General features: G+C 42.8%; 12 protein-coding genes. 7 read left to right on the top strand and 5 right to left on the bottom strand.

Features of this window, described 5'->3' with window-relative positions:
* Positions 1-4: 4 nt before the first annotated feature.
* The 3 genes from ACED59_RS08560 (at position 5) to ACED59_RS08550 (ending at position 4,641) form a co-directional block, all read left to right on the top strand.
* Entirely contained in the window at positions 5-1,375 is a 1,371-nt protein-coding gene (locus ACED59_RS08560; RefSeq protein ID WP_017098079.1) for a PTS transporter subunit EIIC, read from the top strand.
* Positions 1,376-1,464: 89 nt separating this feature from the next.
* Positions 1,465-2,391 carry an aminoimidazole riboside kinase gene (locus tag ACED59_RS08555; RefSeq protein WP_029223959.1) on the top strand — a complete coding sequence of 309 codons (927 nt, stop codon included), beginning with the start codon at positions 1,465-1,467 and terminating at the stop codon, positions 2,389-2,391.
* A gap of 309 nt (positions 2,392-2,700) precedes the next feature.
* Positions 2,701-4,641, top strand: coding sequence for a methyl-accepting chemotaxis protein (locus ACED59_RS08550; RefSeq protein ID WP_017098081.1), 1,941 nt, complete (start codon positions 2,701-2,703; stop codon positions 4,639-4,641).
* 126 nt (positions 4,642-4,767) lie between these two features.
* Here ACED59_RS08550 and ACED59_RS08545 read toward each other — a convergent pair whose 3' ends face one another.
* On the bottom strand, positions 4,768-5,673 hold the full coding sequence (locus ACED59_RS08545) for a hydrogen peroxide-inducible genes activator (protein WP_009848276.1): 906 nt from the start codon (positions 5,671-5,673) through the stop codon (positions 4,768-4,770).
* Positions 5,674-5,882: 209 nt separating this feature from the next.
* On the opposite strand from ACED59_RS08545, the gene ACED59_RS08540 reads away from it, so the two are divergent.
* From ACED59_RS08540 to ACED59_RS08530, 3 genes are all read left to right on the top strand, one after another.
* Positions 5,883-6,491, top strand: a complete 609-nt coding sequence (locus ACED59_RS08540) for a peroxiredoxin C (protein WP_009848275.1) — start codon at positions 5,883-5,885, stop codon at positions 6,489-6,491.
* A 317-nt stretch (positions 6,492-6,808) separates the two neighbouring features.
* Positions 6,809-7,552, top strand: coding sequence for a copper homeostasis protein CutC (locus ACED59_RS08535; RefSeq protein ID WP_017098082.1), 744 nt, complete (start codon positions 6,809-6,811; stop codon positions 7,550-7,552).
* Positions 7,553-7,652: 100 nt separating this feature from the next.
* The gene (locus ACED59_RS08530) at positions 7,653-8,582 is read left to right on the top strand and encodes a LysR family transcriptional regulator (RefSeq protein WP_017098083.1); all 930 of its coding nucleotides are present in this window, start codon (positions 7,653-7,655) and stop codon (positions 8,580-8,582) included.
* Positions 8,583-8,609: 27 nt separating this feature from the next.
* Here ACED59_RS08530 and ACED59_RS08525 read toward each other — a convergent pair whose 3' ends face one another.
* A complete protein-coding gene (locus ACED59_RS08525; protein ID WP_017098084.1) occupies positions 8,610-9,305 on the bottom strand; it encodes a hypothetical protein in 696 nt (231 codons plus the stop codon).
* A gap of 382 nt (positions 9,306-9,687) precedes the next feature.
* Between ACED59_RS08525 and ACED59_RS08520 the strand changes: the two genes are divergently transcribed.
* On the top strand, positions 9,688-10,179 hold the full coding sequence (locus ACED59_RS08520; RefSeq protein ID WP_029223960.1) for a hypothetical protein: 492 nt from the start codon (positions 9,688-9,690) through the stop codon (positions 10,177-10,179).
* 9 nt (positions 10,180-10,188) lie between these two features.
* Here the strand turns inward: ACED59_RS08520 and phoU are convergent, their stop codons facing one another.
* The 3 genes from phoU to pstA all read right to left on the bottom strand — a co-directional run bounded on the left by phoU (position 10,189) and on the right by pstA (position 13,491).
* Entirely contained in the window at positions 10,189-10,887 is a 699-nt protein-coding gene (gene phoU / locus ACED59_RS08515; protein WP_017098086.1) for a phosphate signaling complex protein PhoU, read from the bottom strand.
* A 75-nt stretch (positions 10,888-10,962) separates the two neighbouring features.
* Positions 10,963-11,781 carry a phosphate ABC transporter ATP-binding protein PstB gene (pstB, locus tag ACED59_RS08510; protein WP_004735071.1) on the bottom strand — a complete coding sequence of 273 codons (819 nt, stop codon included), beginning with the start codon at positions 11,779-11,781 and terminating at the stop codon, positions 10,963-10,965.
* The gene (gene pstA / locus ACED59_RS08505) at positions 11,782-13,491 is read right to left on the bottom strand and encodes a phosphate ABC transporter permease PstA (protein WP_017098087.1); all 1,710 of its coding nucleotides are present in this window, start codon (positions 13,489-13,491) and stop codon (positions 11,782-11,784) included.
* Positions 13,492-13,543 lie beyond the last annotated feature (52 nt).

Here is a 13,543-nt window from a genome sequence, read left to right as displayed (position 1 = left end):
CAAAATGAATTATGACGCTACCGTAAACGAGATACTCGAGAGTATCGGGGGCATAGAGAACATCCGCAACGCAGAACACTGCGCCACACGCTTGCGCCTCATCCTAAAAGACAACGAAAAAGTTGATTCTGAAAAAGCAAAAGAAATTAAACAGATCAGCGGCTACTTTTATCAATCAGGTCAACACCAATTTATTATTGGCACTGGTACAGTCTCTCACGTTTATGACTCATTAAAGCACGCATTAGGCGGAGAGCTTGATAACTCAGATTTTAAACAAGATGCCTTCGCAGATATGACCATAAGTCAAAAAGTGGTTCGCACTCTCGCCGATATTTTGATCCCACTGATCCCAGCACTAGTGACCACCGGCTTACTGATGGGTTTACGTGGCATGATGCTGCATTCTGGCATGAGTTTCTCACCCGAAACGCTTGCCCTATTTAGCATGCTAACCGACACTGCCTTTGCCTTCTTACCCGTTTTAATCGCTTATTCTGCGGCAAAGAAATTCGGTGGCAATGCTATTATTGCCATCGTTGTTGGTTTGATGATGGTCGCCCCACAATTACCTAATGCTTGGGTGGTAGCCTCTGGCGGTGCCGAGCCGATGATAGTCAACTTATTGGGAATCAACTTCCCATTAGTGGGCTCCCAAGGCACTGTACTTCCAGCAATATTCGCAGGTTGGTTTGTCTCTTACTTGGAGCGTAATCTACGCCGCTTCATTCCAGCAAGTATGGACCTAGTCTTCACTCCATTTTTAACCATTACGATTGCCGTATTTGTCATCTTGTTTGGCTTTGGTCCGATTCTACAAAGCATTGAACACGGCTGTACTTCTCTAGTACGTATGGCGCTCGACCTACCTCTTGGTATTGGTTACATCCTTTATGGTGCCGTTCAGCAAATGATCGTGATCACCGGTCTACACCATGCTCTTGGTGTCATTGAGATTGGCTTATTAAATGAAACTGGTGTTAACCCACTGCAACCTCTTGGTACTGCTTCAATGGCAGGTCAATTTGGCGCTGCGATAGCCGTCGCGACTCTACTCAAAGATAAACTGAAAAAAGGTAATGCCTACAGTGCTTCGATATCCACACTATTTGGTATTACAGAGCCACTTCTGTTTGGTGTGAACTTACAATATGGAAAAGTCTTTGTCTTTGGCATGGTAGGCGGTGCTGTAGGTGGGCTTGTTACTTACTTACTCAACATCAGTGCAACCGGTATGGGCATTACCTTTATTCCAGGTATTCTTCTTTATTCGCAATCACTTTCTGCGGTCATTGGTTACCTAACCGTTATTGCTAGTGCATTTGCCACAGCATTTATGCTGACTCGCATCTATAACCCGGTTAAAAACGCTTAATCAACTTTGGGTGATTTGCTTCCCCCTAGGCAAGTCACCCATTTCCCACCTACTTATGCTCAGGTGGGCTTCTATATGAGGAAATAATGATGAATAAGGTATGGTTAACTGGAGATGCTGTGGTGGATTTAATTCCTGAGAGCGACTCTACCTACTTAAAATGTCCAGGCGGCGCCCCCGCAAACGTTGCGGTTGGTATTGCTCGTTTATCAGGCCAAGCTAGTTTTTTTGGCCGAGTTGGTAATGATCCATTTGGTCGTTTTATGTCAGAGGTTCTCCAAGAGCAAGGGGTTGATACGTCCCAACTCAAATTCGATGAAAAACACAGAACATCAACCGTGCTGGTCGATCTTGACCAAGATGGCGAGCGAACTTTTACCTTCATGGTAAAACCCAGTGCAGATCAGTTCATGACAGAAGATGATATCCCCACCTTTAATCAAGGTGAGTGGCTACACTGCTGTTCAATCGCATTAGCAAATGAGCCAAGCAGAAGTACAACGCTGAAAGCACTTAAAGGAATCAAATCAAAAGGAGGATTTGTTAGCTTTGACCCCAACCTAAGAGAAGAGGTTTGGCGAATCCCTGAAGAGATTCGTCCTATCGTTATGCAAGCCATCGCCTTAGCAGATGTGGTTAAGTTTTCAGAAGAAGAACTGCTTTTTCTTACAGAAAGCAACACATTAGAATCAGGAATAACAGCACTAGACCGATTGAAAATCCCAGTCACTTTGGTCACCTTAGGTGCTACGGGTTCGTTGATGATAGTAGATGGACAACGAGAGCACATTGCGAGTCAAAAAGTTCAAGCCATTGATACTACTGGTGCGGGAGATGCCTTTGTCGCAGGTCTACTCGCCTACCTCTCACAATACGAGGAATGGCATCAACCTGAAATCATTCGACAAGCAGTAATGTGGGGCAATGGCTGCGGGGCATTAGCAACAACCCAGAAAGGCGCAATGACCGCTTTACCAGAGAAAAGAAAGCTACTCACATCCCTAAATAAGCTTTAACCCAATAATATAAATAGCCTAATAATCAAGCTATTAGGCTATACCAAACCGAACTTTCCTACTCCATGACTTTGTAATACAAATTAAAGATGCGTTAATCATACGGAAGAGGCCTAAACAATAACTCTCAGCTGATGTGAAACCAGACGAGCAACAAGCAAAATCCAATAATATCAACAACCTATTTACCCATCATTCTTAGGCATCAAAATATAGTGGATACATACTATTTATTGATATATTTATCGTTAGAATCATGTAAGAATTTGTTAAGAATAAAAACAAGCTGCCTTACTAGGAATGATATTTATGAGTTTAAAGAAATTGCTGTCCTTAGGTTTTGGCGTGATTCTCGCGCTAATTTTGGTTATTTCAGTCGTTGCTTCATTACGCTTTTATCAATCGAGTGATGGGTTTAACACCTACCGCTCTCTTGCAATAACAAGTGTCTCAACAGGTCGAATCCAAGCCAATATACTGGAAGCTCGTTTATCTGCACTTAAATATATTAAAAACCCTATTCCGTCACATGCTTCTGAACTGAATAGACGTATCACCGCATCAAATCAATTGATAGATGAAATATTAGACTCTCATCTTGACGATCTACACAAAAATGAATTCCTAACGATAAAGAAGCAGCTTGATCAATATAGCCAAGGCTTTAACAAGGTTGTTCAACTTGTCAATACTCGAAACAACCTAGTTCAAGAGGCCTTAGACCCATCAGGGGTCAATATGCGTGAGGCAGTGACCAACCTAATGACCCAAGCTTCAGCTGAAGAAGATTTAGAAGTTGCTGTCAGTTCAGGACAGCTTCAGCAGCATGTATTGCTATCAAGATTGTACGCTTCTAAATTTCTGACGAGCAATAAAACAGAAGATGCTCAGCGTGCTGAAAAAGAGTTTGCCTCTGCCGCACTACTTGCAGAAACAATCGAATCTCAACTCATGTCGATGGAACAAATCAACTACTTAAACGATTTCACTAGTGCCTTCAAAATTTACCGCAACACATTTTCAAAGATCGTTGACACTATAAACACGCGAAATGGCATCATTTCAGGGACTCTTGATCTTGCTGGTGTTAATGCAGCAAAAACAATTGAAGAGATAAAGCTATCAACAAAGTCAGAGCAAGACTCTGTCGGACCTAATATGGTCGAGCGATTCTCTAACGCGCAATTTGTGCTTGGCGTTCTTTCAATTCTCGTTGTCGCTGCTTCTCTTAGCATTGCCGTTTCGATTTACCGCAGTGTATGGAAAGTCGTTGGAGGAGAGCCAAGTGACATCCAAACAATTGTTGCCGAAGTCGCCGCTGGTGATCTTTCAAAGCAGATTCCAATTACGGGTAAAGAGACCGGTATATACGCAAACATTTTAGAAATGCGCCAAGAACTACGTCGAATAATCGATGGTTTCCACCAGATTTCAGACAATGTTTCAGCAGCCTCCGTTGAGCTAACCGCGGTAATGAGCCAAACAGAAGGAAATGCTCAACAAGAACTGAGTCAAATGGAACAAATCGCGACAGCCATCAATGAACTTTCTAGTACTGCGAGTGAGGTTAGCCAGAATGCAGCTAGCGCAGAGAGCGCTGCAACTGGGGCAACGACAAATGTCAAAGATGGCAGTGTTTCCCTCGATGCATCAGATGATATATCTCGAAAAGTTGAAGACTCGATCGAAGAAACATCAAACATCGTTAATCAATTGCAAGAGTACTCGGTAGAGATCGGTAGTGTTATTGAAGTGATCAATTCAATTTCTGAGCAAACTAACTTACTTGCGTTAAATGCAGCCATTGAAGCCGCTCGAGCGGGAGAGCAAGGCCGAGGCTTTGCGGTGGTAGCAGATGAAGTTCGTTCTCTTGCCGCTAAAACACAACAATCAACGGTCGATATTCAAGAAATAATATCTCGCCTTCAGGCTCAAGCGAAAGATGCGAACCAATTTATGCAATCCAATCTTTCGTTAGCAGAAGAATCTAGACAGTATAGCGAACAGCTTCGTGCTGCATTCGCTTCTATCACTGACTCAGTACAACTAATATCTGATATGAACACACAAGTAGCCACAGCGTCTGAAGAACAATCTGGCGTAACACAAGATATTTCACAAAATGTTTCTCTGACCTTTGATATTGTTCATCAAAATGTTTCAGGAATTGAGCAGAGCAAACAGGCAAGTGAAGAACTCTCTTCATTAGCTGTTAAGCAAAAAGACTTGCTGAGTTTTTTCAAAATCTAACGTTATAGTAAAATAGATAAATAAGCTTCTAACGCCACTATTTGTTTGTTTTTCTTCTCAAATAAACAAACAAAAAGAGCAGCCAAATAGCTGCTCTTTTTCTTTTGAATTTTACTTTCTAGTTTTTTAAAGCAATTCTGAGACTACATCAGCTAACTGATGAAAGGTTTCAAGACGTGACGAGCTTGGTCGCCATACAAGGCCTATATCGCGATAAGCTTGTTGACCGGGAGGGTCAATCACCACTAAATTCTGATTTTGCAACAAACCATGATCGATCGCCATTTGTGGAATAAAGGTGGTTCCTAAACCATTTGCCACCATTTGTACCAACGTATGTAGGCTTGTGGCGGTGAACGGGTTTATCTTCTCTTTGTCGGTTAGCTTACAAGCTGATACCGCGTGCTCGGTTAAGCAGTGCTCGTTCTCCAACAAGAATACAGATTCGTCTGGCAGGTCATCATATTTAATCGGAACACGAATACCATCGGCTTGATTGCGGCTGATTACCATTCTGAAAGGGTCTTGCCCAACAACTTTGCTCTCCATGTTGTCGATATCGACAGGCAAAGCCAGAATCAGTACATCCAACTCACCATGACGCAACGCAGCCAATAGGTTAGTGGTCGTGTCTTCCCGTAACAACAAGTTCAACTGTGGAAAACGTTGGTTCGCTTCTTGTACCAAATCGCACAATAGGAATGGAGCAATAGTTGGAATACACCCTACTCGCAACTGCCCTTGCATCGCGTCTCCATTACATAGATTTCCGAGCTCAACCAAGTCTTGCCCTTTCGCCAATAACTCTCGACCATGCTTAACCACCAGCTCACCCGCTTGAGTGAAAACCAATGGGCTCTTTTTATCTTTCTTCTCATAGAGAGGACAACCAATGAGTTCTTCCAGGTTTTGAATGCCTTTACTTAGTGTCGATTGACTCACGAAGCAGCGATCCGCAGCGTCGCTAAAGTGGCGAGTTTCGTGAAGAGTAACAAGATAGTGAAGTTGCTTAAGACTTGGCCATTTATTCATGAAATTACTTTGTAATATGAGCAGGATAACTTAAGTGAAGGTCATTTGACCTAAGGAACGGACAAAGAATAAGCTTATCGCTTTTTTCGATTAACTTAATCTATTTAATTCGCTTTTTTCTATAGTACCGATTGTACTATAGTTTGTCCCGTAGAAACGGAGCCCAAACAAAGATGTGTTGGGCCAACTAATTTTTTAGGAGATTCCAAATGGTACTAGTAGGTCGTCAAGCCCCTGACTTTACTGCAGCAGCTGTTCTAGGTAACGGTGAGATCGTTGATAACTTCAACTTCGCAGAATTCACTAAAGGTAAGAAAGCGGTAGTTTTCTTCTACCCACTAGACTTCACTTTCGTTTGTCCTTCAGAGCTAATCGCTTTCGACAACCGTCTAGAAGATTTCCAAGCTAAAGGCGTTGAAGTAATCGGTGTTTCTATCGATTCTCAATTCTCTCACAACGCATGGCGTAACACTGCTATCGCTGACGGCGGTATCGGTCAAGTTAAATACCCTCTAATTGCTGACGTTAAGCACGAAATCTGCAAAGCATACGATGTTGAGCACCCAGAAGCAGGCGTTGCTTTCCGTGGTTCTTTCCTAATCGACGCAGACGGCCTTGTACGTCACCAAGTAGTTAACGATCTTCCACTAGGTCGTAACATCGACGAAATGCTACGCATGGTAGACGCACTAAACTTCCACGAGAAGAACGGTGAAGTATGTCCTGCACAATGGGAAGAAGGTAAATCAGGTATGGACGCATCTCCACAAGGTGTTGCTGCATTCCTATCTGAGCACGCTGACGACCTAAGCAAGTAATTACCTCTTAAGCCCGAACTCAACGCGGGTTAATGGTTGGAAGACTCTCTATAAAGAGAAATAAAGCATAAGCTAATAGCGCAAAGCGCACCGCCAATCAGTTAAGAAGTAAAGTCCTATTAAAAGCCCGAAGTTAACGCTTCGGGCTTTTTTCATCTCTCTCCGACGACAATTCTCTACCTAAACCGTCTCTGCAACATTTAATAGAGGCAGTTACAAGAACAAACTTTACCCCTATTTTCCTCTGCTACCACCTATTCATATCCGTATCTAGGTTGTTATGATTTCGTCCGTATCTTTTTGAACGGATAAATACGATGAACACCGAAATTGAAGTCTGTATCGATAACTTAGAATCTCTATATAACGCACTATCTGGTGGCGCGAATCGAATTGAGCTTTGCTCTTCATTAGCACTTGGCGGGTTAACTCCAAGCTTCGGAATGATGAAGCAAGCGGCAAAAATTTCGTCCGTACCAGTTTATGCCATGATACGACCGAGACAAGGTGACTTCATATTCGATTATGACGATATACTCTGTATGCTGGAAGATATTGAAGCTTGTGCGAGAGCAGGGTTGAATGGCGTCGTTCTGGGTGTACTAACACCTGATGGTGAGATTGATATGTCTGCAATGCAAATTCTCTCAAGCAAGGCTCACCAACTCAAACTAGCAATCACCTTCCACCGTGCAATCGACCAACTTCAGGATTATAAAGTAGCGTTAGAGCAGATTATTGAGCTCGGATGTGAAAGAATCCTGACGTCAGGGCTTGCTATTAATGCAGAGCAAGGCATCAATGTGCTCGCAGATATGGTCAAACAAGCCGATGGCAGAATCGATATAATGGCTGGTGCTGGCGTCAACGCAACGAATGCCAAAATGATTCAAAGCACCACCCAAGTACCTGCACTTCACCTTTCAGGTAAATCGACAAGACCCAGCCTAATGGAAAGCAATTCAAGCGCTCAAATGGGCAGTAATGATGTTGATGATTATCAGATACCAGTAACTGATACGAATAAGATATCCAATGTGAGAGCTGCCCTCACCGCTTAGGGTAGTCGTCACTAACACAAATCCAGAGAAACCACGCTGACGAATCTAGCGGACTGGCGTATATTAGAGTGAATAGCACAGAAAATTTTCATGGATAGATATGGCTAAAGACCTATTCAGCTCTCTTGATTTAAACCTGTTACGAACATTTCTGATTGTTTATCAAGAAAAAAACACCAGAAAGGCTGCGGAACGTTTATTCGTTTCTCAGCCAGCGGTTAGCCAAGCCCTACAAAAGCTAAGACACCACTTCAACGATGATCTTTTCGTAAAGGTTCATGGAGGCTTACAACCTACGGCATTTTCAGAGCAGCTCACCAATCAAATCAAGCCGTTCATGGACGGTCTATCTATCGCGGTTAATACATCAAACACTTTTGATCCGAAAGAGATCGATTACACGTTGAAAATAGCCCTATCTCCAGTGGTGCTTTCTTGTCTGTCTGGCTCACTTTTTAAAGATATAAGAGCGCAAGCACCAAACGCTAAACTAAAGCTTGTTCCATGGTCAAACTCGTCTGTCTCAGATATACAAAAAGACGAGGTTTTGATGGGAGTAAGCTACTTAGGGGAAAAGACAAGTAAAGAAGTCTATACAAGGCAGCTCATTGAATTAACAGGACGTATATTTGTTAGGAAAGATCACCCTTTAAAGCAAGACACCGTGACTCCAAATGACATGGTAGGTTACGAAATCGCATCTTTAGTAACGCCAGGTTGGAATGACAATTTTAGCTTAGCGTCTCAGATTCTAACCGACCTTTCCATCGAGCATCGTATCGGTTTTCGCAGCGAATTGGTCATGGCTATAATCGATGTCATTCAACATACTGATATGTACATGCCCCATTCCAACCTTTTCCCAGTAGAAAACTATCCGACATTACGCGGGATAGATGTCTCAGTGGACGGAAAAACGCTGAAAACTCCGGTCTATAGTTATATACACATTAAAAATCGAAACTCACCTTTAACAAATTGGCTTTCAAAACTCATAGAGCAAGTTTTATCAGAACAAGTACAAAAGTAAGTTCGATTAAAAGTTATATATTGTATTTTACTCTTCCGGACGCCAGCTCAGTGCGCTAGCAATAGTACCGATAACTAATGTGTCTTTTTCAGCGTCATTAAGTTCAGGTAACATCTGTAGCGTTATCATTCCATTTGTCTGTGCAGCCGCTATTTCTTTAGAAACTTTTTTAAAGCTATACCCTAATGGTTTTTCTACCGACATTAAAAGGTCTTTACTTGAATGGACAGTTTCTACGTCATATTTATTCGCCCCAACTCGGATGTAGCCAGCTTCTTTCTTTTCTAAGCTAACACTGATCATCCCAGATTGAGGCTCTAAAACGAACTCTCCTATATTCTCATTGCTTTGAGATACAGAACAGCGGTAAGGTTTATTGCCACCAAAATCAACACCCATGTAGTTAACTGAAGTGCCACCGCCAGAACAGACTAAGTTCCACACTTGGCCATTATCGACTCTCGTGATTTCAGCAGCCAGCTCACCCTCTTTAAATGAAACAGTCTCAAACCATGTTGAACCTGATGAATCTCGGCTATATTTACCTTGGTACATACCTGCAATATCAAACGTCCCTTCTTGTCCTAACCCCCAAAAATCACCATCAGTTTTAACCATGAGTTTTGGCTGCTGATTAACCGCATCTGATTTGTCCATGATGGCAACGCTGCCGCACGCAGTTAACGCGAAAAGAGGAGTCACAACGAAAAGAAACTTCTTCATACTGATATCTACCTAAAAATAAATGTAAGGAAAAATTCAGTAGAAGAATAAATTAAAGATAAGTAAGAATATAGCGAGCATCAATGAGCTATATCGATACTATCGTTATTTTTCTCATGTGCCTTAAACAAATACATTACAGAACATCAGCTTATGTTTAGACACTTCTATCAAGCTCGTTTTGTAAGGCTACGTAAGACCCAAAGATCACGTGTAATGATCCCCCCTGCTGATAAGCAAGCATTATCACAGAGATAACCAATGCGAATTAGCCTGCTCTTTCAAAGCCCATATAATGATCACCGTTAGCCAGTGATTTCACTGGGTTCACGCATGGATCGACCTAATGCTAAGGAGAGCGCAAAATTACCTCGGTGGTACCATGAAATTTAAAACACTGCTTTTAGCTTCAGCTTTATTCTCAACCTCTGCACTTTCAAATGGTCTTCACTTATCTCCTGAACTAAAGATTGGTTCTTATCATGGCTTTGGAATACAAGCAGGCATTACTGATGTGGCGAATCTAGGTGCGGTTTACCTGAGCTATTCTCACCTTTGGTATGACAGCGACCGATACGATGAAAATGTCGATGCGTACCGCGTTGGTATTCAAAATATGTTTGGAAGAAACCAGAACCACGGCTTTCAGGCGGAGATTGGCGTAGCGAGTTATGACGGGGCAAAAACGCGTAACGGCGAAATTGAAGAGAAGACAGCACATGGATTAAGTCTTAGTGGAGCCTATGTTTACCAAGCAACACCAGTGCTTGGGCTACGAGCTGGTGTTGATATGAATATTTTTGATCACAATAAGACCTTCGTGCCTTACGACACAACAATCAACCTTAACCTTGGTGCAATTATTCGGTTCTAAAGTTAATACCTACTTCAGTGCGTCATCTAGGCTTTGATCACCAAGGTGGCGTACATCTTTACCCTTCACAAAGTAAATAATGTATTCACAGATATTTTGGCAACGATCGCCCACTCGCTCAATCGCACGAGCTGACCACATCACTTGTAAAATGTTAGGAATATTCTTAGGGTCTTCCATCATATAAGTCATTAACTGACGAATCACAGCTTCATATTCCGCATCAAGCTTATCATCAAGTTTATGTACTTCTGCTGCCGCATCGACATCCATACGAGCAAAAGCATCTAATACTTGATGCAGCATAGTGATTGCCTGACGGCAAAGAGGCTCTAACGAGACATGGAATTTTTGCTCTTTGGTCGAAGGGATATCTATCGCGCCTTGAGCAATTTTAGAGGCAACATCACCAATACGTTCCAGATCGGTAATCGTTTTGATGATCGCCATAATCAAACGCAGATCTTTCGCTGTCGGCTGACGCTTTGCAATGATTCGAGTACACGCCTCATCAATCGACACTTCCATCGCATTCACTTTGTGGTCATCACGAATCACTTTTTTGGCCAATTCAACATCGTCTTTATGAAGCGCTTGCATCGCAAAAGACAACTGCTGCTCTACCAATCCACCCATAGTTAATACGTGTGTACGGATAGATTCTAATTCGACATTAAACTGTCCTGAGATGTGGCGACCAAAATGCATGTCAGCTCCTTAAAAGAAATGAATAAAGTCGTTTATTTCAGAGTGACTTAGCTCTAGATAGCGCGAACTTAAATGTTAGCCGTATCTACCTGTAATGTAGTCTTCCGTTTGATTTTTCAATGGCGAAGTAAATATAGAATCAGTATCTGAGTACTCGATCAACTTACCCATATGGATAAAAGCGGTGTGGTCACTCACGCGAGCTGCCTGCTGCATGTTATGAGTAACAATAACAACGGTGTATTGGGTTTTAAGTTCGTTGATCAACTCTTCAATCGTCAATGTCGAAATCGGATCGAGTGCCGATGTTGGCTCATCCAATAACAACACTTCAGGTTCGATGGCAACTGCACGAGCGATAACCAAACGCTGCTGTTGTCCACCCGATAAACCAAAAGCGTTCTCATGCAAACGGTCTTTCACTTCATCCCACAACGCCGCGGCGCGCAGAGAGCGTTCAACTGCATCATCCAAATCTCGGCTGTTGCTCACACCTTGCAACCTCAATCCATAAACCACATTCTCATAGATAGATTTAGGAAAAGGGTTGGGACGCTGGAATACCATACCAACACGACGTCGTAAGGTCGCGACATCAACCTTAGGGTGATACACGTTCTTACCATGAAGCTTCACTTTTCCGGAAACCTTACAACCTTCAACAAGATCGTTCATGCGATTAATGCAGCGCAGTAGAGTCGACTTACCACACCCTGATGGGCCAATAAACGCGGTCACCTGTCCCTTTGGGATTTGCATTGAAATATCATCAAGTGCTTGGCTCTCTTTATAATAAAGATTCAGCCCTTCAATCGAGATAGCAATTTGCTCATCCTTCAAATTGTGAACATCAAGTGGTGCTTGGTAACCCAAGGTTTCATTAATCGAGAACATCTAATCTTGTCCTAAGGTTCGGTATTTTTCACGCAAGTTATTACGGATATTGATGGCCGTTAAATTCAATCCAACAATCACAGTAACCAGTAAAAATGAAGTCGCATACACTAAAGGTCGTGCCGCTTCGATATTAGAGGTTTGAAACCCAACATCATAGATATGAAAACCTAAATGCATGAACTTTCTGTCTAAATGCAGGTATGGGAACTGACCATCCACAGGCAAGCTTGATGCGAGTTTCACCACACCCACCAGCATTAATGGGGCAACCTCCCCCGCAGCTCTCGCGATTGCCAAAATCAAACCGGTGATAATCGCAGGGCTTGCCATCGGTAAAACAATGCGCCAAAGCGTCTCGAATTGAGTAGCACCAAGCGCTAATGAACCGTGCCTCACGGAGCTAGGGATGCGCGTTAAGCCCTCTTCCGTTGTTACAATAACAACGGGTAATGTTAATACCGCTAAGGTCAGTGCGGACCATAATAGGCCCGGCGTACCAAATGTCGGAGCGGGTAACCGTTCTGCGTAAAACAAAGAATCGATTGAGCCACCTATGGTATACACAAAGAATCCTAAGCCGAATACACCATACACAATCGACGGTACACCCGCTAAGTTAATTACGGCAATACGAATCAAACGTGTTAATGCGTTGTTTTTTGCATATTCATGAAGATATATCGCAGCAACCACACCAAGAGGCATCACTACAATCGACATAAGAATAACCAACAGTACCGTGCCAAAAATCGCAGGAAACACACCGCCTTCAGAGTTTGAGTCTCGTGGGTTCTCCGACAAGAACTTCCAAACTTGTTTTCCCCAATGTCCAACCTTTTCAAGATAAGACATATTATTCGGGTACCAATAATCCAAAATATGACTGAGCGAAATTTCAACCTGCTCTCCTGTCATATCTTCTACCAACAAGCTTTCGACATTGAGCTGTGTTCTAAGATGCTCAAGCTTTACTTCGGCTTCAGCCAACTGGCGATTTAATTCCAGTTTAGTTTGAGTATAGGTTTTAAGGTATTCATCGCTCACTGACTCATTGAGTTCAAGCTTACGTTTTTCTAAGCGCAAATTTTCCAATTGCCAGCTGATATTGCGGATTTCTTGGTTCACTACACGCGACGTTTCTTTACGTAACGTATCAGCGAACGCCAAGCCTTGCTCGAGCTTTTGGTCTATGTTCGAATCAAAGGTGCCAGAAGCGGTTATAAAACCCACTGGTTTACCAAAGAAATAACCACCTCGACTTCGCTCAATCACAGCCCAGTCAGGTGGGGTGGTTGGTTCACGTAAGTTCACATCCAAAATGGAAACAAAGTCCGCTGGATAAATCTCCCTGTTGGCAACTTTGATACTTAAGCGCTGAATTAGCCCAGTCGACAGGTTTTGAGTCGACAAGAGGTCGTGTACTTGTGGGACTTGCTCTATCGGGATGTATTTTCGTTCATATAACTGGCCAATCAATACATCTTGCTTTACTACCGTTTCGTCGAGGCCGACAACTAACGATGCATCTTTAGAATCCACTTGCCATTGGTACAAAGGAGCAGGCCAAAAATAAGTCAAGCCCTTCCAGCCAATCAACAGCATTAGGCCAAGAACCGAAAGCATACTGATGCTCACCGCCCCGCCCGTAAGCCAGATCCACGGAGAGCCTGATTTAATCCAAGACAATAATGACTTCAGTTTATTCATCATGAACGACCTTGCTCTGACGTGCTGAACCCAAGAAAGAACCAAGTTCGTG

The sequence above is a fragment of the Vibrio sp. FF266 genome (assembly GCF_041439695.1).
Classification (GTDB): Bacteria; Pseudomonadota; Gammaproteobacteria; order Enterobacterales; family Vibrionaceae; genus Vibrio; species Vibrio tasmaniensis_A.
The sequence above is the reverse complement of the archived record's forward strand: the minus strand, read 5'-3'. Positions and strand labels throughout refer to the sequence as shown.

What these genes read in the sequence shown, in the direction of transcription:
- ACED59_RS08560 (WP_017098079.1), top strand. Translation starts at nt 5, where the DNA reads ATGAATTATGACGCTACCGTAAACGAGATACTCGAGAGTATCGGGGGC.
- ACED59_RS08555 (WP_029223959.1), top strand. Translation starts at nt 1,465, where the DNA reads ATGAATAAGGTATGGTTAACTGGAGATGCTGTGGTGGATTTAATTCCT.
- ACED59_RS08550 (WP_017098081.1), top strand. Translation starts at nt 2,701, where the DNA reads ATGAGTTTAAAGAAATTGCTGTCCTTAGGTTTTGGCGTGATTCTCGCG.
- ACED59_RS08545 (WP_009848276.1), bottom strand. Translation starts at nt 5,673, where the DNA reads ATGAATAAATGGCCAAGTCTTAAGCAACTTCACTATCTTGTTACTCTT.
- ACED59_RS08540 (WP_009848275.1), top strand. Translation starts at nt 5,883, where the DNA reads ATGGTACTAGTAGGTCGTCAAGCCCCTGACTTTACTGCAGCAGCTGTT.
- ACED59_RS08535 (WP_017098082.1), top strand. Translation starts at nt 6,809, where the DNA reads ATGAACACCGAAATTGAAGTCTGTATCGATAACTTAGAATCTCTATAT.
- ACED59_RS08530 (WP_017098083.1), top strand. Translation starts at nt 7,653, where the DNA reads ATGGCTAAAGACCTATTCAGCTCTCTTGATTTAAACCTGTTACGAACA.
- ACED59_RS08525 (WP_017098084.1), bottom strand. Translation starts at nt 9,305, where the DNA reads ATGAAGAAGTTTCTTTTCGTTGTGACTCCTCTTTTCGCGTTAACTGCG.
- ACED59_RS08520 (WP_029223960.1), top strand. Translation starts at nt 9,688, where the DNA reads ATGAAATTTAAAACACTGCTTTTAGCTTCAGCTTTATTCTCAACCTCT.
- phoU (WP_017098086.1), bottom strand. Translation starts at nt 10,887, where the DNA reads ATGCATTTTGGTCGCCACATCTCAGGACAGTTTAATGTCGAATTAGAA.
- pstB (WP_004735071.1), bottom strand. Translation starts at nt 11,781, where the DNA reads ATGTTCTCGATTAATGAAACCTTGGGTTACCAAGCACCACTTGATGTT.
- pstA (WP_017098087.1), bottom strand. Translation starts at nt 13,491, where the DNA reads ATGAATAAACTGAAGTCATTATTGTCTTGGATTAAATCAGGCTCTCCG.